Below are 24,524 nucleotides of genomic sequence, written 5' to 3' on the forward strand. Positions count from 1 at the left end.
CGAGTGGTCCATGGACGCCGCGGCAGCCAGCAATGGGCGCGTCGCGCTGGTGACGGGTGCGGCGCGGGGCATTGGCCTCGGCATTGCCGCGTGGCTGATCAGCGAAGGCTGGCAGGTGGTGTTGACCGACCTGGACCGCGAGCGCGGCTCCAAGGTGTCCAAGGTGCTGGGCGAAAACGCCTGGTTCATCAGCATGGACGTGGCCGACGAAAAACAGGTGGCCCAGGGGGTCGCCGAGGTATTGGGGCAGTTTGGGCGCCTGGATGCGCTGGTCTGCAATGCCGCGGTGGCTGACCCTCGCAACATCACCTTGGAAAGCCTCGACCTGGCTTACTGGAATCGGGTGCTCGCCGTGAACCTCAGTGGGCCCATGTTGCTGGCCAAGCATTGCGCGCCTTACCTGCGTGCCCATGGTGGTGCCATCGTCAACTTGGCATCGACCCGGGCTGGCCAGTCTGAGCCGGACACTGAGGCCTATGCGGCGAGCAAAGGTGGCCTGCTGGCGCTCACGCATGCCTTGGCGATGAGTCTGGGGCCGGAAGTGCGGGTCAATGCGGTCAGTCCCGGCTGGATCGATGCGCGCGACCCTGCTGCGCGCCGCGCTGCGCCGTTGAGTGATGCCGATCACGCTCAGCATCCGGCGGGCAGGGTGGGGACTGTAGAAGACGTGGCGGCGATGGTGGCGTGGCTGCTGTCGCGCCAGGCGGGGTTTGTCACCGGGCAAGAGTTTGTCGTGGACGGTGGCATGAGCAAGAAGATGATTTACAGCGAGTAGGGTGGGTAGCCGTCTTGAAGCAATTTTGTCTTTTTCAGAAAAACTTCAAGCAGGCTATTGACTTAGGTCCGTTACCTGCGTAAATTTCGCGGCCTCAACGAAGCAAAGGGTGATTAGCTCAGCTGGGAGAGCATCTGCCTTACAAGCAGAGGGTCGGCGGTTCGATCCCGTCATCACCCACCACTTCTTGAGAGTTTTGCCTCAGGGCAAGACGCAACGTTAAAGGTTGCACCGACGCGCAGCGGTAGTTCAGTCGGTTAGAATACCGGCCTGTCACGCCGGGGGTCGCGGGTTCGAGTCCCGTCCGCTGCGCCATATTTTCCAGGTCTGATTCGTCAGGCTTGAGATTGAACAGTCAAGGCTGAACGATCAGATGTTTAAAGACGGTTGAGGCTTTACGCACAGCCGGTCAAGCGATACGCAGCGGTAGTTCAGTCGGTTAGAATACCGGCCTGTCACGCCGGGGGTCGCGGGTTCGAGTCCCGTCCGCTGCGCCATATCTGCCTCAAGGCCCACTGAACGCCTTGAAGCACAAAGCAAGCCTCTGGCTACTTTGATCCGATAGCAAAGACCCTGGTCGAAAGACCGGGGTTTTTTGTGCCTGCGATTTGATAATGCGACCCGTGGGATCCTGATTGCGGGCGATGGCGTCAGTTAAATCGCCATCGACCGCAAGCGGGCTACCGGTTCCGAGTCAGAATCCCAATTTGTCGCGTAGCCCGTAATACCAGGCACCCATTGCCGCAAAGGGCGTGCGCAGCAGTTGCCCGCCCGGGAACGGGTAGTGCGGCAGGTCGGCAAACGCATCAAAGCGCTCTGCCTGGCCTCTGAGCGCTTCGGCCAGTACCTTGCCCGCCAGGTGTGTGTACGTTACGCCATGACCACTGCAGCCCTGTGAGTAGTAGATGTTGTCGCCCAGGCGTCCCACTTGCGGCAAGCGCGACAGGGTCAGCAGGAAATTGCCGGTCCAGGCGTAGTCGATCTTCACATCCTTGAGTTGCGGAAAAGCCTTGAGCATCTTCGGACGGATGATCGCCTCGATATTGGCCGGGTCGCGCGCGCCGTACACCACGCCACCGCCGAAGATCAGGCGCTTGTCGCTGGTGAGTCGGTAGTAGTCGAGCAAATAGTTGCAGTCTTCGACGCAGTAATCCTGCGGCAGCAGGGTTTTTGCCAGTTCGTCACCCAGAGGAGCGGTAGTGATCACTTGCGTGCCGCAGGGCATCGACTTGGCCGCCAGCTCCGGCACCAGGTTGCCCAGGTAGGCATTGCCCGCGACGATGATGAACTTGGCCCTGACCTTGCCCTGCGCGGTGTGTACCACTGGATTTGCGCCGCGCTCGATCCGCACTGCCGCCGATTGTTCGTAGATCGTGCCACCCAGGGATTCCACGGCCGCAGCTTCGCCGAGTGCCAGGTTGAGCGGGTGGATATGCCCGCCGCTCATGTCCAGCAAGCCACCTACATAGTTGTCACAGGCCACCACTTCGCGGATACGGCGTTCGTCCAGCAGCTCCAGTTGAGTGTGGCCGTAACGCTCCCACAGACGCTTCTGCGACTCCAGGTGGCCCATGTGCTTGCTGTTGAGCGCGGCGAATACGCCGCCGTCCTTCAGGTCGCACTGGATCTGATATTTGGCTACTCGCTCGCGGATGATCTTGCCGCCTTCAAACGCCATTTGGCCCAACAGTTGCGCTTGCTTGGGCCCGACGCTGCGCTCGATCACATCGATATCACGGCTGTAGCTGTTGACGATCTGCCCACCGTTGCGGCCCGAGGCGCCAAACCCCACCTTGGCGGCTTCCAGCACGGTGACGCGAAAACCGTTCTCCAGCAGAAACAGGGCACTGGAGAGGCCGGTATAGCCGGCACCGATCACACACACATCGGTTTCGACTTCGCCTTGAAGTACCGGGCGAGGCGGAACGGCATTCGCGGAAGCGGCGTAATACGACTGGGGGTAGGGGGTGTTCGCCATCCTGGAACCTCTGTTTTATATTTTTTACGAGTGCGTCGATCCTACCTGAGTTGAAAATTGCCTGCCAGCCACCCGAAATTCACGGGTGTGCTTCCCGCAAATAAAAAATTCGCATATTCATAGGGTTAGCTGCAAAAAAGATGTTGACACCCCTCCGGAATTCCGTAGAATGCCGCCTCACAGCAGGCACGTAGCTCAGTTGGTTAGAGCACCACCTTGACATGGTGGGGGTCGTTGGTTCGAGTCCAATCGCGCCTACCAAACAAAATCCGCTCTGCTGGGCGGTCTAGAAGGGCTCACCGAAAGGTGGGCCCTTTTTTGTTGTCTTGGATTTCTTCAGAACGTTTGCAAGACACCCCTCTCAGAACGCCAAAGTAAAGAACACGACGTGCAGGATGATCTGCAGTCAGGCGCTGCCCTCCGGTTGCCGGACGCAGCGAATAGGGTCGGAAATGCGGAACTAAAATCGGCAATCCCGTCTACATTTCAAGGGGGAGTTCCCTTTCGGAGAAGACGATCATGTTTAAAGCTCGCTCGCTTGTATCCGCGGTTACCTGTCTTGTATTGGCCGTGGGTTCGGTGACGGCCCTGGCCGATCCTGGCAACGGAAAAGGCCAAGGCAATGGGAAAGGCAATTCACAAGGCGGCCAAGGCCATGGCAACCAGGGCAACAAGGGGAAAGGTTCCAGCGCAAGTGATTGGGATCACGGGCCCAGCATTGACCGGGGCGGTGTGCTGGGCGTGATCGGTGGCTATCGTGACTATTGGCGCCCAGGCCCTTCACTGCCACCCGGAATACAGAAGAATCTCGCTAGAGGAAAGCCGCTTCCACCTGGCATCGCCAAAAAGCTGGATGGCCGGTTGCTGGGCAGGTTGCCCCATTACGACGGCTACGAGTGGCAACAAGCGGGCACTGATTTGATACTGGTAGCCATCGCCTCAGGCATCATTTACGAGGTGCTCAACGGAGCATTCGATTAAGTCGATAAGGGTTCGATTCTCTCCTCGCCAGGGTCTTTCTGGATGGCGAGCAGGCTTTTATTACGGAATTCCCGCGCCACGTTGTCGGGTGTCTCACCTTCGTGGCGCGGGGGCTTGAGCCAGCTGGACAGCGGTTTGAAGATTGCCACGGCAAGCATGCGGGCAGTGATGCCGACGCACCCCGAAGGTCGAGGCCCCTTTTGGTGGGGCGGCAGCCCCAGCCGCTACCCTCGAGAACAATCCATAACGCTTCAATCCCCGACAAAATTTATTGGTTCGCAGCAACAATTTTTCTTGTTGGACACCTCCCGCCCCCAGGCAGCAAAGTTGCCGCCACTGACGCTCGACCTTTCGGGTCAACAATAAAAAACCGAGCCGACTGCACGCCCATTCTTGCTGTGAACCCGTTGTTCACATCCTGCTGTAATGGCGCCGCAGCGCGCATTTAAGGACCTCACGCCATGCAAACTGTTGTGAACTTATGGCCGTTGATCGGCGTACTTGTGATCGTGGTTGGCTTTGTCTTGCGCTTCAACCCGCTGTTGGTGGTCACCGCCGCCGCTATCGCTACCGGGCTTGCTGCCCATTTCCCTCTAGAAAAAATTCTCGCGACCATGGGCGATGGCTTCCTTCAGACCCGTGCCCTGCAATTGATCCTCCTGTTGCCCCTGGCGGTCATCGGCCTGCTGGAGCGTCATGGGCTGCGCCTGCATGCGCAGAACTGGATTGCGCGGTTCGAGCGCGCCACGGTGGGGCGTTTGTTGATCATCTATCTGTTTGTGCGCGAGTCCACGGCCGCCATGGGCTTGACCAGCCTGGGTGGACACCCGCAGATGGTGCGGCCACTGTTGGCTCCGATGGCCGAGGGCGCGGCGGAAAAACGCTACGGCAAGCTGCCGGACAAGTTGCGTCACAAGGTGTTGGCCATGTGCGCCGCGACGGACAACGTCGGCCTGTTCTTTGGTGAAGACATCTTTGTCGCCTTTGGCGCGATTGCCTTGATGCACACCTTCCTGCTTGGCTCGGGGATTGATGTGGAGCCACTGCACATTGCGGTATGGGGGATTCCGACGGCAATCTGCGCTTTCATCATCCACGCAATCCGCCTGCATCGGTTCGACCGAAGACTCACCCGTGAGATGACGCCTGCCGCCGCCTCGGTGGAGGCTGTGCAATGATTATTTCCATTCAATACCTGTACTGGCTGGCTGGCGTTCTGCTACTGATCACGGCGGGCATGATTGTGATGGACCGAACCCATCCAAAGCGCTGGTCCACTGCGCTGTTCTGGCTGTTGTTCGCCATTCCGTTCCTGATCGGTGAGCGTCTGCCGTCGGTGGCTATCGGCGCAGGCATCGTGGTAATGGCACTGATCGCCGGCATGGGCGGCGTCGGTCGTGGCAAACCTGTCGAACTGCATGACAAGGCATCCCGTGCCAGTGCCGGTCGCCTGGGTCATAAGCTGTTTATCCCGGCGTTGGCCATTCCCCTGACCACCGTCATCGGTTCGGTGTTGCTCAAGCACACAGAGATCGGCGGTGTCCCGCTGCTGGACCCGAAAAACACCACCTTTGTGTCACTCGGCATCGGCTGCCTGATCGCTCTCGGCCTGGCCTGCTGGCTGACCCGTGATACGCCGGTGCAAGCCTTGCGTGAATCCCGTCGCCTGACTGAAGCACTTGGCTGGGCCATGGTGCTTCCGCAAATGCTGGCAATGTTGGGCTTACTATTTAACGAAGCTGGAGTCGGTACGGCAGTCGCGCACGTCACCACCACCTATATCAACCTGGATTTCAAGTTGGTGGCGGTGATGGTCTATGTATTGGGCATGGCGTTGTTTACGGTGATCATGGGGAATGGCTTTGCGGCTTTCCCGGTGATGACGGGCGGCGTCGGCGTGCCGGTGCTGGTCGGTATCTACGGCGGTAACCCGGCGGTGATGGCGGCGATCGGCATGTTTTCCGGCTATTGCGGTACCCTCATGACGCCGATGGCCGCCAACTTCAATATCGTGCCGGCGGCATTGCTCGAGCTGCCGGACAAGAACGCGGTGATCAAGGCGCAGTTGCCGACTGCGTTGATGATGCTGGTGGTCAATATTGTACTGCTCTACCTGTTGATGTGAGGCCAGGATGCGAATTGTACTGCTGACGGGTTTCGAACCCTTTGATCAAGACCAGGTGAACCCCTCCTGGGAAGCTGTGCGCCAACTGGATGGCGTGCAGTTGGGAAGCGACGTGAAGATTGTTGCGCGCCGGCTGCCTTGTGCATTTGCCACGGCGGGTGAATGCCTGACCCGGCTGATCGACGAGTTGCACCCGGCGATGGTGATCGCCACCGGATTGGGGCCGGGGCGTAGCGATATCTCAGTCGAACGGGTGGCGATCAACATCAATGATGCACGCATCCCCGATAATCTGGGTGAGCAGCCTATCGATACGGCAGTCGTGGCTGACGGCCCGGCGGCTTTTTTCACGACGCTGCCGATCAAGGCGATGGTCAAGGCCGTGCGTGAAGCGGGAATCGCGGCCTCGGTATCGCAGACGGCAGGGACGTTCGTGTGTAATCAGGTTTTTTATCTGCTGCAGCATGCGCTCGCAGGGTCTGGGGTACGCAGTGGGTTTATCCACGTACCGTTTCTGCCGGAACAGGTGGCGGGTTCGCAGCGGCCCTCGATGGCACTGGATGCAATGGTTGCGGGATTGCAGGCGGCTGTACTGACAGCTTGGCATACACCGGTGGATGTCAAAGAAGCGGGCGGGCAGGTCAGCTGACCGGCCCGACGCGTCTCACATTGCAAACAGTCGGGTGAGCCCGAAGGTGATCGTGCAGGCTAGGCCTGTCATTGCGCATGCGGTGGCCACGTACCATTTGATAAGGTTCGTTTCAGTGGTTGCCAGGTCTGCCTTGGACGCGAAGTGCTTATCCATGGCGTCTGCCTTGCTCGAAACGCTGATCAGCTTTTCATTCATTTCAGCCAGCCCCTTTTCCAGTAAACCTAATCGTATTTCCATTCCCGAATCTCCATTTTTTGGCGGTTGCCGGCTCTGCCTTGAGCCCCTTGGGAAGAAAGATTAGTGCGGCTTCAGTCAAACAGTAAGCGACAAACTTTTGCAAAATAACACCGGGCGTTTTGACGCTCAGTCTTCCCGTTTCGGAAAGAATAACTCAAAACACGTCACCCCTGCCTCGCTGCTCACGTCGTAACGTCCATTGTGCAGCTGCATGATGGTCGCCACGATCGACAAGCCCAGCCCATTGGACTGCGCCGAACGTTCTCGTGACTCATCCACCCGGTAAAACCGTTCGAACAGTCGCAGTAAGTGCTCGGCGGCGATGGTTTCGCCTCGATTGCTGACCCTCAGGTGAATGCCCTCGGCACTTGGAACCGCACGGATCTGCAGCACAGTACCCGGCGCACCATATTTGATGGCGTTGGCGCACAAGTTCGCCAGGGCCCTGCGCAGCAGCATCGGCTCCGCCCAGATTACCCCGTCGCCTTCAGCATGAATGCTGATATCCACATCCCCCGCCAGGCCTTCAAAGTACTCGGCGATGCGTTCCACTTCGTCCGCGGCATTCAGTTCCTGGCGTTGACGCAGGGCACTGGCGGGGTCAGTGCGGGCCAGGAACAGCATGTTGTCGAGCATCCGTGCCAGGCGTTCAAGTTCTTCGACGTTGGACGCCAACAGTTGCTGATAGCTCTCGATGCTGCGGTTTTGTTGCAGGGCGACCTGGGTTTCTCCCAGCAGGTTGTTGATCGGCGTGCGCAGTTCGTGGGCCATGTCGGTGGACACCTGGCCCAGCTGTACAAAGCCCTTGGCCAGCCGTTCCAGCATGGTGTTGAACGAATCAATCATCGGCAGCAGTTCTTTTGGCGCGCCGTGACTGTCGAGGCGTTCGGCGAGGTTGCCGACGCCGATGCCCTGGGCGTGTCGGGCCAGACGGCGCAGCGGCAAAAGCCCACGATGAACCAGCAGGTAACCGACCACGGCCAGGATGATTGCGGCAATGCTCGCCAGGATATAAACGCTCAAGCGGTAGCTGGCGAGCACGGCGGTGCGCTCGGTCATCAGGCGCCCCGTGGTGACCTGCAGGCTGCCCAGGTCGCCGGAGTCGATGGACGCGGCGACGGTCGCGAAGGGCACGCCATTGATGCCGGGAAAGTGGTGCACATCGGCAAACGTCAGCTTGTGGTTCTTCGGGACGGGGGGCACGGAGGGCAGGTTGATATTGCCGGGGTTGACCGTCAGCAACGGTTGTTGCCCTGGCGCGGCGATGCTCAGCACTGATTCACGGTTGCCCAGCATGTTCTGGAACAGTTCCGGCTTGGTCTTGATCAGGTCCAGGGTGTTGCTGTCATTGAGCAGGTTGCGCAGTTGGTCGATGCGATAGATCAAGGCGGCATCGTCACGCATGATCAGCTCGCGCTCCAGCTCGCGGTACAACGCCACACCCAGGGTTGCCAGCAAGGCGAAGGCGAGCAGGGCAAAGATCAGCGCCAGGCGCAGGGTCAGGGAGTAATGGCGACGTGTGTTCATGGCTGGGTATCGAAACGGTAGCCGATGCCGCGCACGCTGTGGATCAGCTTGAGTTGGAACGGGTCGTCGATTTTCAAGCGTAGGCGCCGCACGGCGACGTCCACCACGTTGGTGTCGCTGTCGAAGTTCATGTCCCACACCCGCGAGGCGATCAGCGAGCGGGACAGTACCTGGTCCTGGTGGGTTGCGAACAGATGCAGCAGGGCGAACTCTTTATTGGTCAGGGTAATGCGCGTGCCGGCGCGGGTAACGCGGCGCTTCAGCACGTCGATTTGCAGGTCGGCGATCTGCAGCTGTTCCTCGTCCCGGCTCGGGCCGCGACGGGTCAGGGTACGCAAGCGTGCTACCAGTTCGGCGAAGGAGAACGGCTTGATCAGGTAATCGTCGGCGCCCAGTTCGAGTCCCTTGATACGATCGGCAATGTCATCGCGTGCAGTCAGAAAAAGTACTGGCGTGTCAGCTTCCTTGCGTAGGCGGCGCAGCACTTCCCAGCCGTCCATTTTTGGCATCATCACATCCAGCACGATCACGTCGAACGGGGTTTCCAGGGCCTGGTGCAGACCGTCCACGCCGTCGCGGGCGAGACTCACGGAATAGCCCAGTTCCTGCAGGCCATTGAGCAGGTAATTGCCGGCCTTGGGTTCGTCTTCGACTACGAGAATGTTCATGGGAAATGCCCTGTCTCAATGCGTGGCGCAAGTGTAGCCCGATCAATTGTCACTGGCGCAACCGATGCCCTGCACCTGGTAGTCCAGCACGTGTTCGCGGCCTTGGCTGTCGAGGTAGTTGAGGCGTGCGGGGACGATGCCGCATTGGCCGTAGGTGTCGGTGCTCGACAGGACTTTTGCCACGTCCAGGTGGACGAAAAAGCCGGTTTTATCGTGGATCACGGGCTCGGCGGCAAACACGGAACCGGTAGCGAGTAACGCGGTAAAGCCGAAGATAAACAGTTTCATGGCGGTATCTCTCTTAATGGGTTGGCTGCCAGATCATGGCAGTGAGTTCACAGTAACCAGGGGGCCCGAACAGCCAACCAACAGGATGATGACAAGTGTGTAATGCAAGGCTTAAGGCTGGCGGCCCGAGGCTTCGAGGATCAGGTCGGTGATTTCCTTGGCGTGGGATACCAGCGACAAGTGGCTTGATGGCAACTCGATGGTGGTGGCGTTCATGCGTTTGGCAAGGAAGCGCTCCAGGTCCGGGTTGATAGTCTGGTCATTCGCCGACACCGCGTACCAAGACGGCTTGGTGTGCCAGGCGGCATTGACGGTGCGGCCGCTGAAAAGCGTCTTGGTGATGGGTTGCTGCACGGCATACAGCTGCATGGCTTTGGCGCGCGGCACGTCGGCGGCGAAATACTTGAGGAAGGCGTCCTGGTTCAGGGTGAGGTAGCCGCCGTGATCTTCGACGCCGGCGCGCACAGGCATGGTCGGGTACTTGGCCGAGAGTGCAACGAAGTCTTCGTTGGCATCTGGAGCCCGGGCGGCCACGTAGACCAGGGCGCTGACGTTCGGGTTGACTCCGGCGTCGCTGACCACGGTGCCTGCGTAGGAATGGCCGACCAACACGGTAGGGCCGTCTTGCTGATCCAGCACACGGTTGGTGGCGGCGACATCGTCGGCCACCGAGGTCAGTGGGTTCTGCACGGCAGTGACGTGCAGCCCAGCGGCCTGGAGGCGGGTAATCACCTCGGACCAACTTGAGCCGTCAGCCCAGGAACCGTGCACCAGTACCACATTATTGGCTTTGACCGGCGCGACAGTGCCGGCCATGGCGGTGCCAGTGCCCAGCATCAGCAGCGTGGCGGCGATCAGGCAGAGTTTGCTTGCAGGTTTCATGGTGAAGACCCTTTTCATCAGTAGGAAGTGGCGTCATCCGGTGTGGGTGACTGACGACTCCACTGTATGAAGTGAGGGTGGTGACAAGACTTACCGTTTGATTACAAAGCTGTAATGCAATCGGGTCGGGAGCGTTTACAAGCGACGAGGTGATCCGTAGATTGCGTTGGGCCCATCATTTGTCTCCGTCCATGAGGAAGCCGCGCAGTGTCCATCCGAGGTTCAGCCGTATACAACCGCCGTTACCGTGCCTTTCTGTTCGATATGGATGGGACGTTGCTCAACTCCATTGCTGCCGCCGAGCGAGTGTGGAGCATCTGGGCTGAACGCCATGGTCTGGATGTGCCGGCGTTTTTGAAGACCATTCACGGTGCCCGCGCGATCGATACCATCACCCGCCAGGCACTCCCCGGCGTCGATCCCGAGGCTGAGGCGCGGTGGATCACCGAGGCGGAGCTCAATGATGTCGAGGGCGTTGTCGCGATTCCCGGTGCTGTCACGTTTCTGAACAGCCTACCGGGCGATCAATGGGCACTGGTTACTTCAGCACCCAGGGAGCTGGCCTTGCGTCGCCTGCAAGCGGCGGGCATTGCGCCGCCGGCGGTACTGGTGACGGCCGAAGATGTTGCCATCGGCAAGCCGAACCCCGCCTGCTACGTGCTGGGCGCGCAACGCCTGGGCGTGCCGGTGCAAGAGTGCCTGGTGTTTGAAGATGCGACGGTAGGCATCCGTGCGGGAGAGGCCGCAGAGGCGGATGTGATGGTCGTGACCTCGACACATCACACGCCAATGGTTACCGAGCATCCATCGATTGACGGGTACGAGCAGCTAAACGTACGGCGTGACGCACAAGGATTGTTGTACGTGCAGAACGCGGCGGGCTGACGCGAAAAGGCCGAGCCCGTTAACGGTCTCGGCCGTGTTCTGCGCTGGATGGATCGGGCGGCTGCATCCGGTCATTCCTCATGCTCTTGCGTGACTGCACCATCTCCCTGAGTATTTCATTGGCCAGCCCTGCGATCGCTTCGGCTCCGCGGTAATGCGCGCGCACGATCCCGGTAATTGCAAAATGGTCGGTTTCCGGCCCGCTGAGCACGACCGAAAGGGTTCCATCCGCATGTAACGTACAGGTCACCTGATAGCTGGGCAGCCGTGCTGCCAGTGCGGATTCGATCTGGGATTTGCTCAGGGTATCCATCTTGCGTCAGTGCCTTTTCCTGATCATGCACGCCCAAGCATAGGTCGTGTTGTGGTGCTGTAAATACCGGCGATCTGATAGCGAATGGTGCCGCTTCAACGGGCCGCTTGCCGGCACAACTTACGCTGCACGGCTTTCTGGATGGGTTGGAGGCAGAACAGCAGCAGGTAGCCGCCGAGCAGCAGTGTCAGGTTCAGCCAGGAGTGGGGGGTGTTGGAGTCGGTGCCTTCGATTGCATGCCTCACGCCATACGCCAGGCCCACAACGATCAACCCGATCAATAGGGCAATTATCCAAGAAATGTAAGAAAAAGGCGGTGCGGTCGTGGGCCTCATCGACGTGCTCCTGAATGCACATGGATGGCTGAGTGTCAGTCAGGGGATTCGGCCGCGAATGAAACAACTAGTTCCAGGCGTGAAGACAGTTTCATCTTTCCACGAAGATGAACACGTTGGCGACGTCTATCACGCAACAAAGATCAGAGCAATCCGAAGAAGTTTTCGCCAGCCATTACAGTGAACGAAAAGGCTGGCTACTGAGGGCGCTTCAAGGCGTCTGGTTTTTGTCCGGTGCAGTCAGGCCAGCCTGGATGCGCTGGTAGATCTCCTCGCGATGCACGGCAACATCTTTGGGGGCGTTGATGCCGATTCGTACTTGCTGGCCGCTTACGCCCAGGATGGTGATCGTTATGTCATCACCGATGTTTATGCTTTCACCGACTTTGCGGGTGAGTATAAGCATGGACTTCTCCTTGATTACTTTTAAGGACACATGTTTCAGACAGGGCAGGTGTCGGATGTGTGTAGCTTACTGCTAAGCGCTTCCCTGTGACTGCCTCTTTTAGGACGCATAGAGGCGACATTAATTCCCATGGCGGCATCATACAGGTCTGCGATACATGATTCGCATTGTTTAAGCCAACGTTTATGACGGCCAGAATAGACAGTGAATGATAAAGTCGCCTCTTTATCTTTTAAGGAGCAGGGCAGTGCGTAAAGTAGCGATGGCAATTGCGGTGTTGGCATTGGCCGGTTGCGGTGAAGGCAAAAGCGTCGATGCGCCCAAGCCCAAGCCTGCCGTGACCGAAAGCCAGCCCCAGACCGGCGCGATTGCCGCCCAGGAATGGGACGTTCGGGTAGGCCCGCCGGACCACAAGTTGCAGGCGATCACCGACCTCACGGCCTGGCTGCTGGAGCATGGTTTCAATTTTTACATCGTGAAAGTGGATGGCAAGGACGAAGTCCTGCTGGGGCCTTTCGCAACCAAGGCTGAAGCCGAGGCGAAACAGACCCTGCTCAACGAGAAAATGGCCCGCGCCAAAAAAACCGACACTGTGTCAGAAATCATTGAGCACAGTGCCGCCCAATAAGGGCCACGTGGGCGGGCGCCCCGCCCACGTTCAACCGCAGGCTTTGAGGTTTACCGGGCCGACAAACTCATTGCCACGCCCCATCACGCACGCCACGGTCTGGTTGCGTTGACTCTCCCAGGCCTGCACCGGGTAAGTCTTGTTCCAGGCTTCATATAGCTGGCGATCCTGTTTTGACAGGCGCAAGCCGTACTGCTTGCTCATGTAGAAATACGTGCGGGCGATCATCCCCCGAATGGAAGGGCGCGGCATGACCTTCTTGGCCTTGAAGTCCACCTGGGTCAGACAAGAGCCGTATTGCCCGTTTTGCACCGGCAGCCAACCAAAGCTGAAGTTGTTACGGTCCCCATTGACCTCGCCGATGCTCGGCACCAGGTTGTGCAGGTCGGCTTCGGCGCGCTTGAACACGTCGTCGTGACGCGTGCAGTTCTTGCGCCCGCCATCCTGCCAGCACTGACGCTGATGCCCGATCTGCCACGCTGGAACGATGTGCTCCCATTCGATGCGTGCGGCGCGGTTGGCGTTTTTGCGTGGGATGTAGCCGCAGCCCTTCAAATCCACACGGTTGCCGGTGTATTTGCAACCGCAATAGAACTCGGTGGATTGTGGGGCGTAGAGCTTCCAGGCGACTTTCTTGGCTTCACTGAAGGTTCGGGGCGCCTGGGCGTGGGCGGTGAAGGTGAGAAACAGGCAACACACAGCGATAAAACGGACACTCATTGAATCAATCTTCCTTCGGTACAACCCAGAAAATCTGTACACCGCCGTCGTCCCGATAGGCGAGGGTGACGTTGTCGTTTTCAGCGATTTCCTCCAGCAAGCGCGCCCACTCATCCTCAGGCTCTTCCGGCAAACGGAAGATCAAGGCCGCCTTGGCTTTCTGCGCGTTGGTCGAATTGATGATCTTTTGCACACGAACAGCCAGGCGTTCGTAGGCATCGGGCGGGGTTGGCGCTGCGGAAGAGGACTTTGCCACGGAGTATTCCTTAATATGCTGTACGCAAATACAGTATTTAACTGTAGGCGTTTTCGCAACTGCTTAAACTTCAAGAAGTCCGTCTGACAGCAAATCAGGCAATTTCGTGTAGGGCGGGGGCGGGGATTTGTAGGAGCGAGCAAGCTCGCTCCTACAGGACGCGGCTAGGAATCAGTATTCCCAGAACATCCGTTGCAGCTCTTTGCTGTCCTGGGTCTTGGTCAGGGCGACCATTGCCAGGATGCGGGCTTTCTGTGGGTTCAGGTCGAGGGCCGCGACCCAATCGTATTTGTCGTCAGGCTGTTCGGCGTTACGCAACACCATGCCGCCGGCATTCACGTGGGAAGAACGAATGATCTGCACACCTTGTTTGCGCAGTTCTACCAGTGCGGGCACGACTTTGGAGGACACAGAGCCATTGCCGGTGCCAGCGTGGATGATCGCTTTGGCGCCGGCTTGAGCCAGTGCCTTGTAGGCGGTATCGCTCACATTGCCATAGCCATAGGCAATCTCGACATCGGGCAGGCTCTTGATGTTCTTGATGTCGAATTCCGAATCCATGGTGTGGCGCTTGGCAGGCAAGCGGAACCAGTAGGACTTGCCTTCAACCACCATGCCCAGTGGGCCCCATGGGCTCTTGAACGCTTCGGTCTTGATATTGATCATCTTGCTGACGTCGCGACCCGACTGGATCTCGTCGTTCATGGTGACCAGCACGCCCTTGCCGCGTGCATCTTTGCTGCCGGCCACGGCCACGGCGTTGTACAGATTGAGCATGCCGTCTGCCGACATGGCGGTGCCTGGGCGCATGGAGCCGACCACCACGATTGGCTTGTCGGTTTTTTCCACCAGGTTCAGGAAGTAGGCGGTTTCTTCCAGGGTGTCGGTACCGTGGGTGATCACGATGCCGTCCACGTCCTTGCTGTCGGCCAATTCGGCGACGCGGCGACCCAGCTGCAGCAGGTTTTCGTTGTTGATGCTTTCGGACGCAATTTGCATCACTTGCTCGCCGCGCACGTTGGCGATCTGGCTAAGCTCAGGAACACCGGCGATCAATTGCTCGATGCCGACCTTGGCCGCCTGGTAGGTGGCACTGTTGGCCGCGCTGGCGCCGGCGCCGGCAATGGTGCCGCCGGTGGCGAGGATCACCACGTTGGACAGTTTGGTCTTGGATTCAACTTCCTTTGCCTGGGCGGCAACGGGGAACAGCAGCAGGAGGGCTAACGCGCCCGGAACAAAGTTTTTCAGTGCAGATTTCATTATTTTTCTCTCTGGTTTTTGATGAGTGCTGTAGCAGGTTCATCTAGAACACCCGGGCGATACTGAATGCCGCGAGGTAACGGGGTAGAGCAGGATTTGTACCAGGCTGAGCGTGAATCCATTTACAAATTAAATCTTTGATTTATAACAAATTATATTGAAATTTAATGGCGATTGACCCGGTGGGCGTCCGGCTTTCCGAACATCAGACGACATTGCGTTCGGTTGTCCGAAAGAGCTGGCGCTCGCCGCGTGAAGGTTTGCAGGCGTGACGCAGCACAGTCTGTCGTTTTAGAGAACGATCAAGCGCGCACTATGTTTACAGACGTGATTGTTTGTCGCGGGGGAAGGGTGAGATGAAAGGCTATTTTCAACCGTTGACAAATCTCGACAAGGTTCTCATAGTTTGAATAACGCAAACGTTTGCGAGATGTTTCACGGAACACTCCTGGAGTATCGTGACAGCTCGTTTCAGCCACCCGGGTGGGAAGGCTGCCGAAGTGCCCTTCGGTGCAAGCGTTGCTCACAATAATCATAAGATCGGAGTGAACCCATGAAGCTGCCATTCGCTGGACGTCTTCTTGCTGTCGCTGTGCTTGCCGCCGCATCCGCTGCCCTGCCTCTCTCCTCTGCATTCGCTGATGACGCCGCCAAACCCAAGGTCGGCCTGGTCATGAAATCCCTCGCCAATGAATTCTTTGTCACCATGCAAGACGGTGCCAAGACGTACCAGAAAGAACACGCCGCCGATTTCGACATGATCACCAACGGGATCAAGAACGAAACCGACACCAGCGCGCAGATCGATATCGTCAACCAGATGATCCTCGCCAAGGTCAACGCGATCGTCATCGCACCCGCTGACTCCAAGGCGCTGGTCACCGTGCTGAAGAAGGCGTCCGATGCGGGTATCAAAGTCGTCAACATCGACAATCGCCTGGACCCGGACGTGCTCAAAAGCAAGAATCTCGATATCCCGTTCGTAGGTCCGGACAACCGCAAGGGCTCAAAGCTGGTGGGCGACTACCTGGCCAAGCAACTGGCTTCGGGTGACAAGGTTGGCATCATCGAAGGTGTGCCGACGACCACCAACGCCCAGCAGCGCACCGCAGGCTACAAGGACGCGATGGACGCTGCAGGCATGAAGATCGTTTCCACTCAATCCGGCAACTGGGAAATTGACCAGGGTCAGAAGGTTGCCTCCGCCATGCTGAGTGAATACCCGGACCTCAAGGCGCTGTTGGCCGGTAACGACAACATGGCGCTGGGCGCCGTCTCCGCTGTGCGAGCGGCAGGCAAGGCCGGCAAAGTACTGGTGGTCGGCTACGACAACATCGAGGCCATCAAGCCGATGCTGCAAGACGGTCGTGTGCTCGCCACCGCTGACCAGGCAGCTGCCCAGCAAGCCGTGTTCGGTATCCAGAACGCGCTCAAGCTGGTCAAGGGTGAGAAAGTCGACTCCAAAGACGGCGTGATCGAAACCCCGGTCGAACTCGTCCTCAAGAAGTAATCCTGGCAGTACCCAACAGCGCCCGCTCGTCCTGAGCGGGCGCCTGGAGATTTTCCTATGTCATCTTCCGCCCCGAACGCTGTCCTCTCGGTCAGCGGTATCGGCAAGACCTATGCCCAGCCGGTTCTGTCCGACATCACCCTGACGCTCAATCGCGGGGAAGTGTTGGCGCTGACCGGTGAGAACGGCGCAGGCAAAAGCACCTTGTCGAAGATCATCGGCGGGCTGGTCACACCGACCACCGGGCACATGCAGTTCAATGGCCAGGATTTCCGCCCTGGCAGCCGCACCCAGGCCGAAGAGCTGGGCGTGCGCATGGTCATGCAGGAGCTCAACCTGCTGCCGACCCTGACCGTCGCCGAGAACCTGTTCCTGGATAACCTGCCCAGCCACTGTGGCTGGATCAGCCGCAAGCAACTGCGCAAGGCTGCGATCGAGGCCATGGCCCAGGTCGGCCTGGATGCTATCGACCCGGATACACTGGTCGGCAGCTTGGGGATTGGCCATCAGCAGATGGTCGAAATCGCCCGCAACCTGATCGGCGACTGCCATGTACTGATCCTCGACGAACCCACGGCCATGCTCACTGCCCGCGAAGTCGAGATGCTTTTTGAGCAAATCACCCGCCTGCAGGCCCGGGGCGTGGCGATTATCTACATTTCACACCGGCTGGAAGAGCTGGCGCGTGTGGCCCAGCGCATTGCGGTGTTGCGCGACGGCAAGCTGGTCTGTGTCGAGCCGATGGCCAACTACAACAGCGAGCAACTGGTCACCCTGATGGTGGGGCGTGAGCTGGGCGAGCACATTGACCTGGGCCCACGCACCATCGGCGGCCCGGCCCTGACGGTGAAAGGCTTGACCCGCTCGGACAAGGTCCGCGACGTCTCCTTCGAAGTGCGCGCAGGCGAGATCTATGGTATCTCCGGCCTGATCGGCGCGGGGCGGACTGAATTGTTGCGCCTGATCTTCGGCGCCGACCTGGCCGACAGCGGCACTGTGGCGCTCGGTTCGCCGGCCCAGGTCGTGAGCATCCGCTCGCCCGTGGACGCGGTAGGTCATGGCATTGCCCTGATCACCGAAGACCGCAAGGGGGAAGGCTTACTGCTGACCCAGTCCATCAGTGCCAACATTGCCTTGGGCAACATGCCGGAGATCTCTGGCGGGGGCGTAGTCAACAGCCGCGACGAAACCGCCTTGGCCAAGCGTCAGATCGACGCCATGCGCATCCGCAGTTCCAGCCCGGCGCAGTTGGTCTCCGAGCTGTCCGGCGGTAACCAGCAGAAAGTGGTGATCGGCCGCTGGCTGGAGCGCGATTGCTCGGTAATGCTGTTCGATGAGCCGACCCGTGGCATCGACGTCGGTGCCAAATTCGATATTTATGCCTTGCTTGGCGAATTGACCCGCCAGGGCAAAGCGCTGGTGGTGGTGTCCAGTGATCTGCGTGAACTCATGCTGATCTGCGACCGCATCGGCGTGTTGTCCGCCGGTCGCTTGATCGAGACCTTCGAGCGCGACAGCTGGACCCAGGACGAATTGCTCGCCGCCGCCTTTGCCGGCTATCAGAAACGTGATGCGCTGCTCAACGATGCAGTGCTTAGGGATACCCCATGAAAACCACAACTTCCCCCGGCAAGACTGGCGGCAACTTCTACGGCCTCGGCACCTACCTGGGCCTGGCGGGCGCCTTGCTGGCGATGATCGCGCTGTTCTCGGTGCTCAGCGACCACTTCCTGTCCTATGACACCTTCAGCACCCTGGCCAACCAGATTCCAGACTTGATGGTACTGGCGGTGGGCATGACCTTCATCCTCATCATCGGCGGCATTGACCTGTCGGTGGGGTCGGTACTGGCACTGGCGGCGTCGGCCGTCAGCGTGGCGATCCTCGGCTGGGGCTGGAGTGTGTTGCCGGCTGCCGTGCTGGGTATGGGCTGTGCAGCCTTGGCCGGTACCATCACCGGCTCGATCACCGTGGCCTGGCGCATTCCGTCGTTTATCGTGTCCCTCGGCGTGCTGGAGATGGCCCGTGGCGTCGCGTACCAGATGACCGGCTCGCGCACTGCCTACATTGGTGATTCGTTTGCCTGGCTGTCCAATCCGATTGCCTTTGGTATTTCGCCGTCGTTCATCATCGCCTTGCTGGTGATCATCGCCGCACAGCTTGTACTAACGCGCACCGTATTTGGTCGTTACCTGATCGGTATCGGCACCAACGAAGAGGCCGTACGCCTGGCGGGGATCAATCCCAAGCCCTACAAGATCCTGGTCTTCAGCCTCATGGGCCTGTTGGCAGGTGTGGCTGCGCTGTTCCAGATCTCGCGCCTGGAAGCGGCGGACCCGAATGCCGGCTCCGGCCTTGAGCTGCAAGTGATCGCGGCGGTGGTGATCGGCGGTACCAGCCTGATGGGCGGGCGCGGTTCGGTGATCAGTACCTTTTTTGGTGTATTGATTATTTCGGTATTGGCGGCAGGCCTGGCGCAGATCGGCGCCACGGAACCCACGAAGCGCATCATTACCGGTGCCGTGATCGTGATTGCCGTGGTCCTCGATACCTACCGCAGTCAGCGCGCCAGTCGGCGAGGCTGAACCATGGCAACGATCAAGGATGTGGCAGCGCTTGCAGGTATTTCCTACACGACGGTGTCTCATGTGGTGAACAAGACGCGCCCGGTCAGTGAGCCGGTGCGCATCAAGGTCGAAGCGGCGATCAAACAGCTCGACTACGTGCCCAGTGCCGTCGCGCGTTCGCTCAAGGCCAAGACCACAGCCACCATCGGTTTGTTGGTGCCCAACAGCCTCAACCCGTATTTTGCCGAGTTGGCCAGGGGCATCGAGGATTACTGCGAGCGTAACGGCTATTGCGTGATCCTGTGCAACTCCGACGACAATGCCGAAAAGCAGCGCAACTATTTGCGCGTGTTGCTGGAAAAACGCATCGACGGCTTGATCGTAACTTCGGTGGGCGGCGATGACAGCGGCCTTGCCGCTGGATTGAGCGCGGTACGTACGCCCATGGTGATTGTCGACCGGGCGCTGGATGGCATCGACGTGGATTTGGTGCGTATTGACCACGAGGAGGGCGCCTACCTGGCGACCCGACACTTGCTCGAACTGGGCCATCGAGACATCGCCTGCATCGGCGGACCTGCCCATACCCGTGTCGCGCAAATGCGCTTGGCGGGCTATCACCGTGCGCTGCGAGAGGCAGGCGTAACGGTGGCAGCCAATCGCACCCAGGAAAGTGACTTCACCAGCACGGGCGGTTATACCGCCGCCGTGCAATTGTTGACGGAAAATCCGCCCAGCGCGATTTTTGCCAGCAACGATATGATTGGTTTCGGCGTGTTGCGCGCAGCAGCGGAGCGTAACATCCGCGTGCCGGGCGAGCTGTCGGTGATCGGTTTTGATGACATTCAAATGGGCCGTTATGTCTACCCGGCGTTGACCACGGTCGGGCAATCGATCGTGCAACTCGGCGAGACGGCGGCCGAACTCTTGCTGCGAAGAATTGCAACACCCCACATGCCGATCGATCAACGTATCGTGACGCCGAGCATTGTGTTGCGCGAGTCGACGGCGCCCGTCGCCGGTACATTTGCCCAATACCGCTGAATCGAATTGATGAGTACTGATGTATGCCAGCAAAAGTAGTGGTAGTAGGCAGCTTGAACATGGACCTGGTGACCCGCGCCAGCCGGCTGCCGCGTGCCGGTGAAACGCTGATCGGCCAAACGTTTTCCACGGTGCCTGGCGGTAAGGGCGCGAACCAGGCTGTAGCTTCGGCACGCTTGGGGGCCGATGTTTCAATGATTGGCTGCGTTGGCAGCGATGCCTATGGCAGTCAGTTGCGCGAGGCATTGCTGGTGGAAGGCATCGATTGCCAGGCCGTGAGCACCGTGGACGGCTCCAGTGGCGTGGCCCTGATCGTGGTCGATGACAGTAGCCAGAACGCGATTGTGATCGTGGCGGGCAGTAACGGCGAACTGACGCCTGCGTCGTTGCAGGCGTTCGACGCAGTATTGCAGGCGGCTGACGTGATCGTCTGCCAGCTGGAAGTCCCGATGAATACGGTGGGCTATGCGCTCAAGCGCGGCCGTGAGCTGGGTAAGACGGTGATCCTCAACCCGGCTCCGGCCAGCGGTCCATTACCGGCTGAGTGGTATGCATCGATCGACTATTTGATCCCCAATGAAAGTGAGGCCTCCGCACTCAGCGGCGTGACAGTCGATTCGATTGACGCTGCCAAAGTGGCTGCGACCCAATTGATTCAGGCGGGCGCCGGCAAAGTCATCGTCACCCTGGGGGCTCAGGGCGCGCTGTTTACCGACGGCCAGCGCTTTGAGCATTTGCAGGCGCCGAAGGTCAAGGCAGTCGACACCACGGCTGCGGGGGACACCTTTGTTGGTGGCTTTGCCGCGGCGTTGGCCAACGGCAAAAGCGAGGCCGAGGCCATCCGTTTTGGCCAGGTCGCGGCGGCACTGTCGGTCACCCGTGCCGGTGCACAGCCCTCTATTCCAACGCTGCACGACGTACAAGGTTTTGTGCCCTCATGAAAAAGACACCTCTGCTCAATATCGCCCTGTCGCGCGTGATCGCCTCTCTGGGGCACGGTGACATCCTGGTGATCGGTGATGCCGGCCTGCCGGTGCCGCCGGGCGTCGAGCTGATTGACCTGGCGTTGACCCAGGGCATCCCGGATTTCATCAGCACCTTGCGTATCGTGCTCAGTGAAATGCAAGTGGAGAGCCATGTGTTGGCCGAAGAAATCCTGCTCAAGCAACCGCCGGCACTGGCTGAACTCAACGCACTCACAGAACAGACCGCCCTCGGTGAGCGGCGCCTGGTCAGCCATGAAGAATTCAAACAGCTCAGCCGCAAGGCACGCGCCGTGGTGCGCACTGGCGAATGCCAGCCTTACTGCAATATCGCGCTGGTGTCCGGCGTAACGTTCTAGCGTTCTCAACGACAAGGAGTGTTTTATGCAATGTAGTCTTCCAACCCTGAAAAACCTGTTCCGGAGTGTTCTGCTTTTGTCCGCACTCACTGCTGCAAGCGCCCAGGCGGCGGAAAAGATCGATCTGATCATCGACACCGACCCCGGCGCTGATGACGTGGTGGCCTTGCTGTTCGCCATGGCCTCTCCGGATGAGCTGAACATCCGCGCGCTGACCACCGTCGCCGGCAACGTTCGCCTGGACAAGACCTCCCGTAACGCCCGGCTGGCCCGTGAGTGGGCAGGGCGGGAAGAAATCCCGGTGTACGCCGGTGCGCCGGCACCTCTTCTGCGCAAACCGATCTACGCCGAGAACATCCATGGCAAGGAAGGTATTTCCGGTGTCACCGTGCATGAGCCCAAAAAGGGCCTGGCGGACGGCAATGCCGTTGATTACCTGATCAAGACCCTCAGCACCGCCAAGCCTCACAGTATCACCATCGCCATGCTTGGCCCGCAGACCAACCTGGCGCTGGCATTGACCCAGGCGCCGGAAATCACCCAAGGCATCAAGGAAGTGGTGGTGATGGGCGGTGCGCACTTCAATGGCGGCAATATCACCCCGGTGGCGGAGTTCAACCTGTTCGCCGACCCGGTTGCAGCCGAGATTGTGCTCAAGAGCGGCGTAAAGCTGACCTATCTGCCGCTGGACGTGACCCACAAGGTACTGACCAGCGAAGCACGCTTGAAAAAGATCGCCGACATCAAGAACAACGCGAGCAAGGTGGTGGGCGATATTCTTAACGAATACGTCAAGGGCGACATGGAGCACTACGGCATTCCTGGCGGCCCGGTGCATGACGCTACCGTCATCGCCTACCTGCTCAAGCCTTCCCTGTTCAGTGGTCGTCAGGCCAATATGGTGGTGGATAGCCGTGAAGGCCCGACCTTCGGCCAGACCATCGTCGATTGGTACGACGGCCTGAAGCAGGACAAGAATGTGTTCTGGGTTGAGAATGGCGACGCGCAGGGCTTCTTCGATCTGTTGACTGAGCGCCTGGCGCGCCTGAAGTAAGGGGTTGACCGGTCGGCGTTCGCTGGCCGGTTCTTATTCGCGCTCGGGGTCGTGTGCCCCCATGTGATCGGCCGGATACTTTTCGAATATCTGGCCGATAAACGCTTGCGCCGCCTGCGTGCCCAGTTCCTTGACCAGTAGGTCGATACCAATGATTGCCAATTCCTCTGGGCTGCCAGGACTGTAGGAGCTTTGTCCTTGTGGCCACTTGGCTTTGATGTCGGCTTGGAGCGTTACGGTGGTCATGACTGTCTCGCGGGGTTGAGAGTACTGGGCAATGCGCTGGAACGCGGTTCTTACCGGGCCAGTTAACCATTTTGTACCGCGTTTGGCACTGATACTTAGGCATGAGGCGATTCGGAATGACGGCGACGCTGTGCGACACTGTTCGCCTGTTTAATTGCCGGGGACACCACGTGCAGATCGATTTGAACAATCCCGAGAACCTGACATTGGGAAATGTGCGCCTGCTGCTCGCCAGTGCCAGCGACGACGAACATACCCAGTTGCGCGTGACCAAGGCCGGAATCGCCTATATCTCCTCTGGGAGGGTGGTAGGTGGTGTGGATATCGACGGGCTGCTGTTCCGCCTGGAGACCTGGGCAAAAGGCTCTGGATACGTAGGTAATGTGGCCGCCAGCGATGAAGTCTGGGTGACGCAGATTTTCAATGCGCTGAAGGAAAACTGGCCGAAGCCGGCGTTCGACTACATCGACATCTACTGAACACATTCATATCTGGTCACGATTGACCGGGCGAATGCCTGCCCAGAGTCAGGCAGACTTGCCCAGCGGCGGTTTACGTCTTGAAACCAATCCGCCCAATCGCTGTCGCACGATCTCTGTCCATTTTTTATCATAGGAGGCTTCATGCCTTGGAAGCTCGCATCATTCGGTACTTTGTTGGCAGCGCTCGCGTTGGCGGGTTGCAGCACCCAGGGCGCCTCTGAGCCAGCCAAAGACGCCGTGGCCGATGCCGGTCATAGCCGCTGTGAGTCGAAGGCCGCCGAATTCACCATCGGCCAGAAAGCCTCGCCCCAGTTGCTGGAGCAGGCCCGTACCCGTGCCGGTGCCCAGAACGCACGCATCCTCAAGCCTAACGATATGATCACGCTGGAGTACCGCTCCGACCGCTTGAATCTGAACACCGACGATAACCTGGTGATCACGCGGGTCAATTGCGGGTAAACCGCTCCAGGCTTTAGCAGCGCCCATAAAAAACCCCGTCACATGGACGGGGTTTTTTTAGCTCAGCGGAGAATTACTCGCCGCGAACCTGTGCAGCTTGCATACCCTTTTGGCCTTTCTCAGCCACGAAGGAAACGGTTTGGCCTTCTTTCAGGCTTTTGAAACCGTCGCTTTCGATAGCTTTGAAGTGTACGAACAGGTCGTCACCGCCACCTTGAGGAGTGATGAAGCCGAAGCCTTTTTCATCGTTGAACCATTTAACGGTGCCGGTTTGGCGATTAGACATGGTGTATCTCCAAGAAACATATATTTTCAGTAGTGCTGTGCTGCTCAGGCCAACTGGGCACACCGGGCTATCATAGTCGAAATGTTCGACTTGGGAGCCCCCCCAAGGCATTGTTTGCTAATCAATAGCGTCGCATTAAGTGCTTTGGTCGGCTGAAAGCCCCGAATTACGGGGCTTTGGCTCGAAATATCAGCTAGTAAAAAAAGCCGTAAAAGCTGTGTAATTTGTGCGAAATGGCAGTTTTCGGGCCATTTTTTCGGCAAAACAGCTGTGTGATCAGCCGCAAATCTTACTTTTTCTTCACCACTTTGCAGGACGAAATAGCCGCGACCGCTTTGTTTTTAAGCTCCGGGCTGGCGTTCTGATTGGTCATCAGTTCCTTGATTTCGGCAGTGCTCAATTCGGCGTTGATCTTGTCGGCGCCACATTCGCAGTGGGCTTTGGCAGTTTTGACGTCTACGTTCTGGCTGGCAGCTGCGCTGCAATCGCTGACGAAGCTATCGCGAGCACCGGCTGGCCAGTTGGACGGGGCTGCTGCGTGCGCGCCAAGGGAAAGAACAGTCAGGGAAGCGGCGAGAGCGAGAGTAGAGGTAAAACGCATCATGAGGATGCTCCTTT

At 58.9% G+C, this 24,524-nt stretch carries 32 protein-coding genes and 4 tRNA genes; 20 read left to right on the plus strand and 16 right to left on the minus strand.

Annotation, left to right across the window (positions count from 1 at the left end):
* Positions 1 to 10: 10 nt before the first annotated feature.
* The 4 genes from AC4PS7_RS14985 to AC4PS7_RS15000 all read left to right on the plus strand — a co-directional run bounded on the left by AC4PS7_RS14985 (position 11) and on the right by AC4PS7_RS15000 (position 1,272).
* A complete protein-coding gene (locus AC4PS7_RS14985; RefSeq protein WP_010209079.1) occupies positions 11 to 775 on the plus strand; it encodes an SDR family oxidoreductase in 765 nt (254 codons plus the stop codon).
* Between the two features lie 107 nt (positions 776 to 882).
* A tRNA-Val gene (locus tag AC4PS7_RS14990) sits at positions 883 to 958 on the plus strand.
* A 55-nt stretch (positions 959 to 1,013) separates the two neighbouring features.
* Positions 1,014 to 1,090: transfer RNA gene (locus AC4PS7_RS14995), tRNA-Asp, on the plus strand.
* Positions 1,091 to 1,195: 105 nt separating this feature from the next.
* A tRNA-Asp gene (locus AC4PS7_RS15000) sits at positions 1,196 to 1,272 on the plus strand.
* A 197-nt stretch (positions 1,273 to 1,469) separates the two neighbouring features.
* Here AC4PS7_RS15000 and AC4PS7_RS15005 read toward each other — a convergent pair.
* Positions 1,470 to 2,753 carry an NAD(P)/FAD-dependent oxidoreductase gene (locus AC4PS7_RS15005; protein WP_010209080.1) on the minus strand — a complete coding sequence of 428 codons (1,284 nt, stop codon included), beginning with the start codon at positions 2,751 to 2,753 and terminating at the stop codon, positions 1,470 to 1,472.
* A gap of 184 nt (positions 2,754 to 2,937) precedes the next feature.
* Between AC4PS7_RS15005 and AC4PS7_RS15010 the strand changes: the two genes are divergently transcribed.
* Positions 2,938 to 3,014 (plus strand) — tRNA-Val (locus AC4PS7_RS15010).
* Positions 3,015 to 3,272: 258 nt separating this feature from the next.
* Positions 3,273 to 3,734 (plus strand): anti-virulence regulator CigR family protein, encoded by a 462-nt coding sequence (locus AC4PS7_RS15015; RefSeq protein WP_010209082.1) that lies wholly within the window; start codon positions 3,273 to 3,275, stop codon positions 3,732 to 3,734.
* Here AC4PS7_RS15015 and AC4PS7_RS15020 read toward each other — a convergent pair.
* A complete protein-coding gene (locus AC4PS7_RS15020) occupies positions 3,731 to 3,892 on the minus strand; it encodes a hypothetical protein (protein WP_156149811.1) in 162 nt (53 codons plus the stop codon). The two genes, AC4PS7_RS15015 and AC4PS7_RS15020, sit on opposite strands and share 4 nt — an antisense overlap.
* Positions 3,893 to 4,195: 303 nt before the next feature.
* On the opposite strand from AC4PS7_RS15020, the gene AC4PS7_RS15025 reads away from it, so the two are divergent.
* Genes AC4PS7_RS15025 through pcp form a run of 3 tightly spaced genes read left to right on the plus strand, consistent with a single transcriptional unit; the run spans position 4,196 to position 6,508 of the window.
* Entirely contained in the window at positions 4,196 to 4,912 is a 717-nt protein-coding gene (locus tag AC4PS7_RS15025) for a DUF969 domain-containing protein (RefSeq protein WP_010209084.1), read from the plus strand.
* On the plus strand, positions 4,909 to 5,859 hold the full coding sequence (locus AC4PS7_RS15030) for a DUF979 domain-containing protein (protein WP_042571795.1): 951 nt from the start codon (positions 4,909 to 4,911) through the stop codon (positions 5,857 to 5,859). Before AC4PS7_RS15025 ends, AC4PS7_RS15030 begins: the two co-directional genes overlap by 4 nt.
* A gap of 7 nt (positions 5,860 to 5,866) precedes the next feature.
* On the plus strand, positions 5,867 to 6,508 hold the full coding sequence (gene pcp / locus AC4PS7_RS15035; protein ID WP_047540622.1) for a pyroglutamyl-peptidase I: 642 nt from the start codon (positions 5,867 to 5,869) through the stop codon (positions 6,506 to 6,508).
* A 15-nt stretch (positions 6,509 to 6,523) separates the two neighbouring features.
* Here pcp and AC4PS7_RS15040 read toward each other — a convergent pair whose 3' ends face one another.
* The 5 genes from AC4PS7_RS15040 to AC4PS7_RS15060 form a co-directional block, all read right to left on the minus strand.
* Positions 6,524 to 6,748: a hypothetical protein gene (locus tag AC4PS7_RS15040; RefSeq protein WP_042571793.1), complete on the minus strand. Its 225-nt coding sequence runs from the start codon at positions 6,746 to 6,748 to the stop codon at positions 6,524 to 6,526.
* Positions 6,749 to 6,874: 126 nt separating this feature from the next.
* Complete coding sequence (locus AC4PS7_RS15045) at positions 6,875 to 8,275, minus strand: heavy metal sensor histidine kinase (RefSeq protein WP_042571792.1); 1,401 nt, start codon at positions 8,273 to 8,275, stop codon at positions 6,875 to 6,877.
* Positions 8,272 to 8,943 (minus strand): heavy metal response regulator transcription factor, encoded by a 672-nt coding sequence (locus AC4PS7_RS15050; RefSeq protein WP_010209090.1) that lies wholly within the window; start codon positions 8,941 to 8,943, stop codon positions 8,272 to 8,274. Before AC4PS7_RS15050 ends, AC4PS7_RS15045 begins: the two co-directional genes overlap by 4 nt.
* Positions 8,944 to 8,985: 42 nt before the next feature.
* Entirely contained in the window at positions 8,986 to 9,231 is a 246-nt protein-coding gene (locus tag AC4PS7_RS15055) for a DUF2790 domain-containing protein (RefSeq protein WP_045791833.1), read from the minus strand.
* Between the two features lie 111 nt (positions 9,232 to 9,342).
* Complete coding sequence (locus AC4PS7_RS15060) at positions 9,343 to 10,113, minus strand: alpha/beta fold hydrolase (RefSeq protein ID WP_042571791.1); 771 nt, start codon at positions 10,111 to 10,113, stop codon at positions 9,343 to 9,345.
* A 207-nt stretch (positions 10,114 to 10,320) separates the two neighbouring features.
* Here AC4PS7_RS15060 and AC4PS7_RS15065 point away from each other — a divergent pair, with 207 nt between their 5' ends.
* Entirely contained in the window at positions 10,321 to 10,998 is a 678-nt protein-coding gene (locus tag AC4PS7_RS15065; protein ID WP_044287547.1) for an HAD family hydrolase, read from the plus strand.
* 19 nt (positions 10,999 to 11,017) lie between these two features.
* Here the strand turns inward: AC4PS7_RS15065 and AC4PS7_RS15070 are convergent, their stop codons facing one another.
* The 3 genes from AC4PS7_RS15070 to csrA form a co-directional block, all read right to left on the minus strand.
* Positions 11,018 to 11,311 carry a DUF1652 domain-containing protein gene (locus AC4PS7_RS15070; RefSeq protein ID WP_010209097.1) on the minus strand — a complete coding sequence of 98 codons (294 nt, stop codon included), beginning with the start codon at positions 11,309 to 11,311 and terminating at the stop codon, positions 11,018 to 11,020.
* Between the two features lie 95 nt (positions 11,312 to 11,406).
* Complete coding sequence (locus AC4PS7_RS15075) at positions 11,407 to 11,646, minus strand: hypothetical protein (protein WP_029529087.1); 240 nt, start codon at positions 11,644 to 11,646, stop codon at positions 11,407 to 11,409.
* A 211-nt stretch (positions 11,647 to 11,857) separates the two neighbouring features.
* The gene (gene csrA / locus AC4PS7_RS15080; protein WP_003192511.1) at positions 11,858 to 12,052 is read right to left on the minus strand and encodes a carbon storage regulator CsrA; all 195 of its coding nucleotides are present in this window, start codon (positions 12,050 to 12,052) and stop codon (positions 11,858 to 11,860) included.
* 262 nt (positions 12,053 to 12,314) lie between these two features.
* On the opposite strand from csrA, the gene AC4PS7_RS15085 reads away from it, so the two are divergent.
* The gene (locus AC4PS7_RS15085) at positions 12,315 to 12,680 is read left to right on the plus strand and encodes an SPOR domain-containing protein (protein WP_021491190.1); all 366 of its coding nucleotides are present in this window, start codon (positions 12,315 to 12,317) and stop codon (positions 12,678 to 12,680) included.
* Positions 12,681 to 12,710: 30 nt separating this feature from the next.
* On the opposite strand, the gene AC4PS7_RS15090 is transcribed toward AC4PS7_RS15085, so the two are convergent.
* The 3 genes from AC4PS7_RS15090 to AC4PS7_RS15100 form a co-directional block, all read right to left on the minus strand.
* Positions 12,711 to 13,400, minus strand: a complete 690-nt coding sequence (locus AC4PS7_RS15090) for an endonuclease (RefSeq protein ID WP_492179542.1) — start codon at positions 13,398 to 13,400, stop codon at positions 12,711 to 12,713.
* A gap of 4 nt (positions 13,401 to 13,404) precedes the next feature.
* Positions 13,405 to 13,656 (minus strand): DUF1654 domain-containing protein, encoded by a 252-nt coding sequence (locus tag AC4PS7_RS15095; protein ID WP_010209101.1) that lies wholly within the window; start codon positions 13,654 to 13,656, stop codon positions 13,405 to 13,407.
* A gap of 171 nt (positions 13,657 to 13,827) precedes the next feature.
* On the minus strand, positions 13,828 to 14,916 hold the full coding sequence (locus AC4PS7_RS15100) for an asparaginase (RefSeq protein WP_010209102.1): 1,089 nt from the start codon (positions 14,914 to 14,916) through the stop codon (positions 13,828 to 13,830).
* Positions 14,917 to 15,469: 553 nt separating this feature from the next.
* Here AC4PS7_RS15100 and AC4PS7_RS15105 point away from each other — a divergent pair.
* From AC4PS7_RS15105 to AC4PS7_RS15135, 7 genes are read left to right on the plus strand one after another with little or no spacing between them, the layout of a single operon-like run.
* Positions 15,470 to 16,426 (plus strand): sugar ABC transporter substrate-binding protein, encoded by a 957-nt coding sequence (locus AC4PS7_RS15105; RefSeq protein WP_010209103.1) that lies wholly within the window; start codon positions 15,470 to 15,472, stop codon positions 16,424 to 16,426.
* Between the two features lie 57 nt (positions 16,427 to 16,483).
* Positions 16,484 to 18,037, plus strand: a complete 1,554-nt coding sequence (locus AC4PS7_RS15110; protein WP_010209105.1) for a sugar ABC transporter ATP-binding protein — start codon at positions 16,484 to 16,486, stop codon at positions 18,035 to 18,037.
* Positions 18,034 to 19,011, plus strand: a complete 978-nt coding sequence (locus tag AC4PS7_RS15115; RefSeq protein WP_010209107.1) for an ABC transporter permease — start codon at positions 18,034 to 18,036, stop codon at positions 19,009 to 19,011. Before AC4PS7_RS15110 ends, AC4PS7_RS15115 begins: the two co-directional genes overlap by 4 nt.
* A 3-nt stretch (positions 19,012 to 19,014) precedes the next feature.
* Positions 19,015 to 20,037 carry a LacI family DNA-binding transcriptional regulator gene (locus tag AC4PS7_RS15120; RefSeq protein ID WP_010209108.1) on the plus strand — a complete coding sequence of 341 codons (1,023 nt, stop codon included), beginning with the start codon at positions 19,015 to 19,017 and terminating at the stop codon, positions 20,035 to 20,037.
* 23 nt (positions 20,038 to 20,060) lie between these two features.
* Entirely contained in the window at positions 20,061 to 20,978 is a 918-nt protein-coding gene (gene rbsK, locus AC4PS7_RS15125; protein ID WP_010209111.1) for a ribokinase, read from the plus strand.
* Positions 20,975 to 21,379, plus strand: coding sequence for a D-ribose pyranase (gene rbsD, locus AC4PS7_RS15130; protein ID WP_010209113.1), 405 nt, complete (start codon positions 20,975 to 20,977; stop codon positions 21,377 to 21,379). Before rbsK ends, rbsD begins: the two co-directional genes overlap by 4 nt.
* A gap of 25 nt (positions 21,380 to 21,404) precedes the next feature.
* A complete protein-coding gene (locus AC4PS7_RS15135; RefSeq protein WP_021491189.1) occupies positions 21,405 to 22,433 on the plus strand; it encodes a nucleoside hydrolase in 1,029 nt (342 codons plus the stop codon).
* 33 nt (positions 22,434 to 22,466) lie between these two features.
* Here the strand turns inward: AC4PS7_RS15135 and AC4PS7_RS15140 are convergent, their stop codons facing one another.
* Positions 22,467 to 22,679: a hypothetical protein gene (locus tag AC4PS7_RS15140; RefSeq protein WP_010209115.1), complete on the minus strand. Its 213-nt coding sequence runs from the start codon at positions 22,677 to 22,679 to the stop codon at positions 22,467 to 22,469.
* A gap of 170 nt (positions 22,680 to 22,849) precedes the next feature.
* Here AC4PS7_RS15140 and AC4PS7_RS15145 point away from each other — a divergent pair, with 170 nt between their 5' ends.
* Positions 22,850 to 23,158 carry a hypothetical protein gene (locus AC4PS7_RS15145; protein WP_029529088.1) on the plus strand — a complete coding sequence of 103 codons (309 nt, stop codon included), beginning with the start codon at positions 22,850 to 22,852 and terminating at the stop codon, positions 23,156 to 23,158.
* Between the two features lie 144 nt (positions 23,159 to 23,302).
* The gene (locus tag AC4PS7_RS15150; RefSeq protein WP_010209117.1) at positions 23,303 to 23,620 is read left to right on the plus strand and encodes an I78 family peptidase inhibitor; all 318 of its coding nucleotides are present in this window, start codon (positions 23,303 to 23,305) and stop codon (positions 23,618 to 23,620) included.
* A gap of 73 nt (positions 23,621 to 23,693) precedes the next feature.
* Here the strand turns inward: AC4PS7_RS15150 and AC4PS7_RS15155 are convergent, their stop codons facing one another.
* On the minus strand, positions 23,694 to 23,906 hold the full coding sequence (locus AC4PS7_RS15155) for a cold-shock protein (RefSeq protein ID WP_003234260.1): 213 nt from the start codon (positions 23,904 to 23,906) through the stop codon (positions 23,694 to 23,696).
* Positions 23,907 to 24,195: 289 nt separating this feature from the next.
* Positions 24,196 to 24,510, minus strand: a complete 315-nt coding sequence (locus AC4PS7_RS15160) for a hypothetical protein (protein WP_010209119.1) — start codon at positions 24,508 to 24,510, stop codon at positions 24,196 to 24,198.
* Positions 24,511 to 24,524 lie beyond the last annotated feature (14 nt).

The sequence above is a fragment of the Pseudomonas sp. DW-iso3 genome, assembly GCF_058725305.1.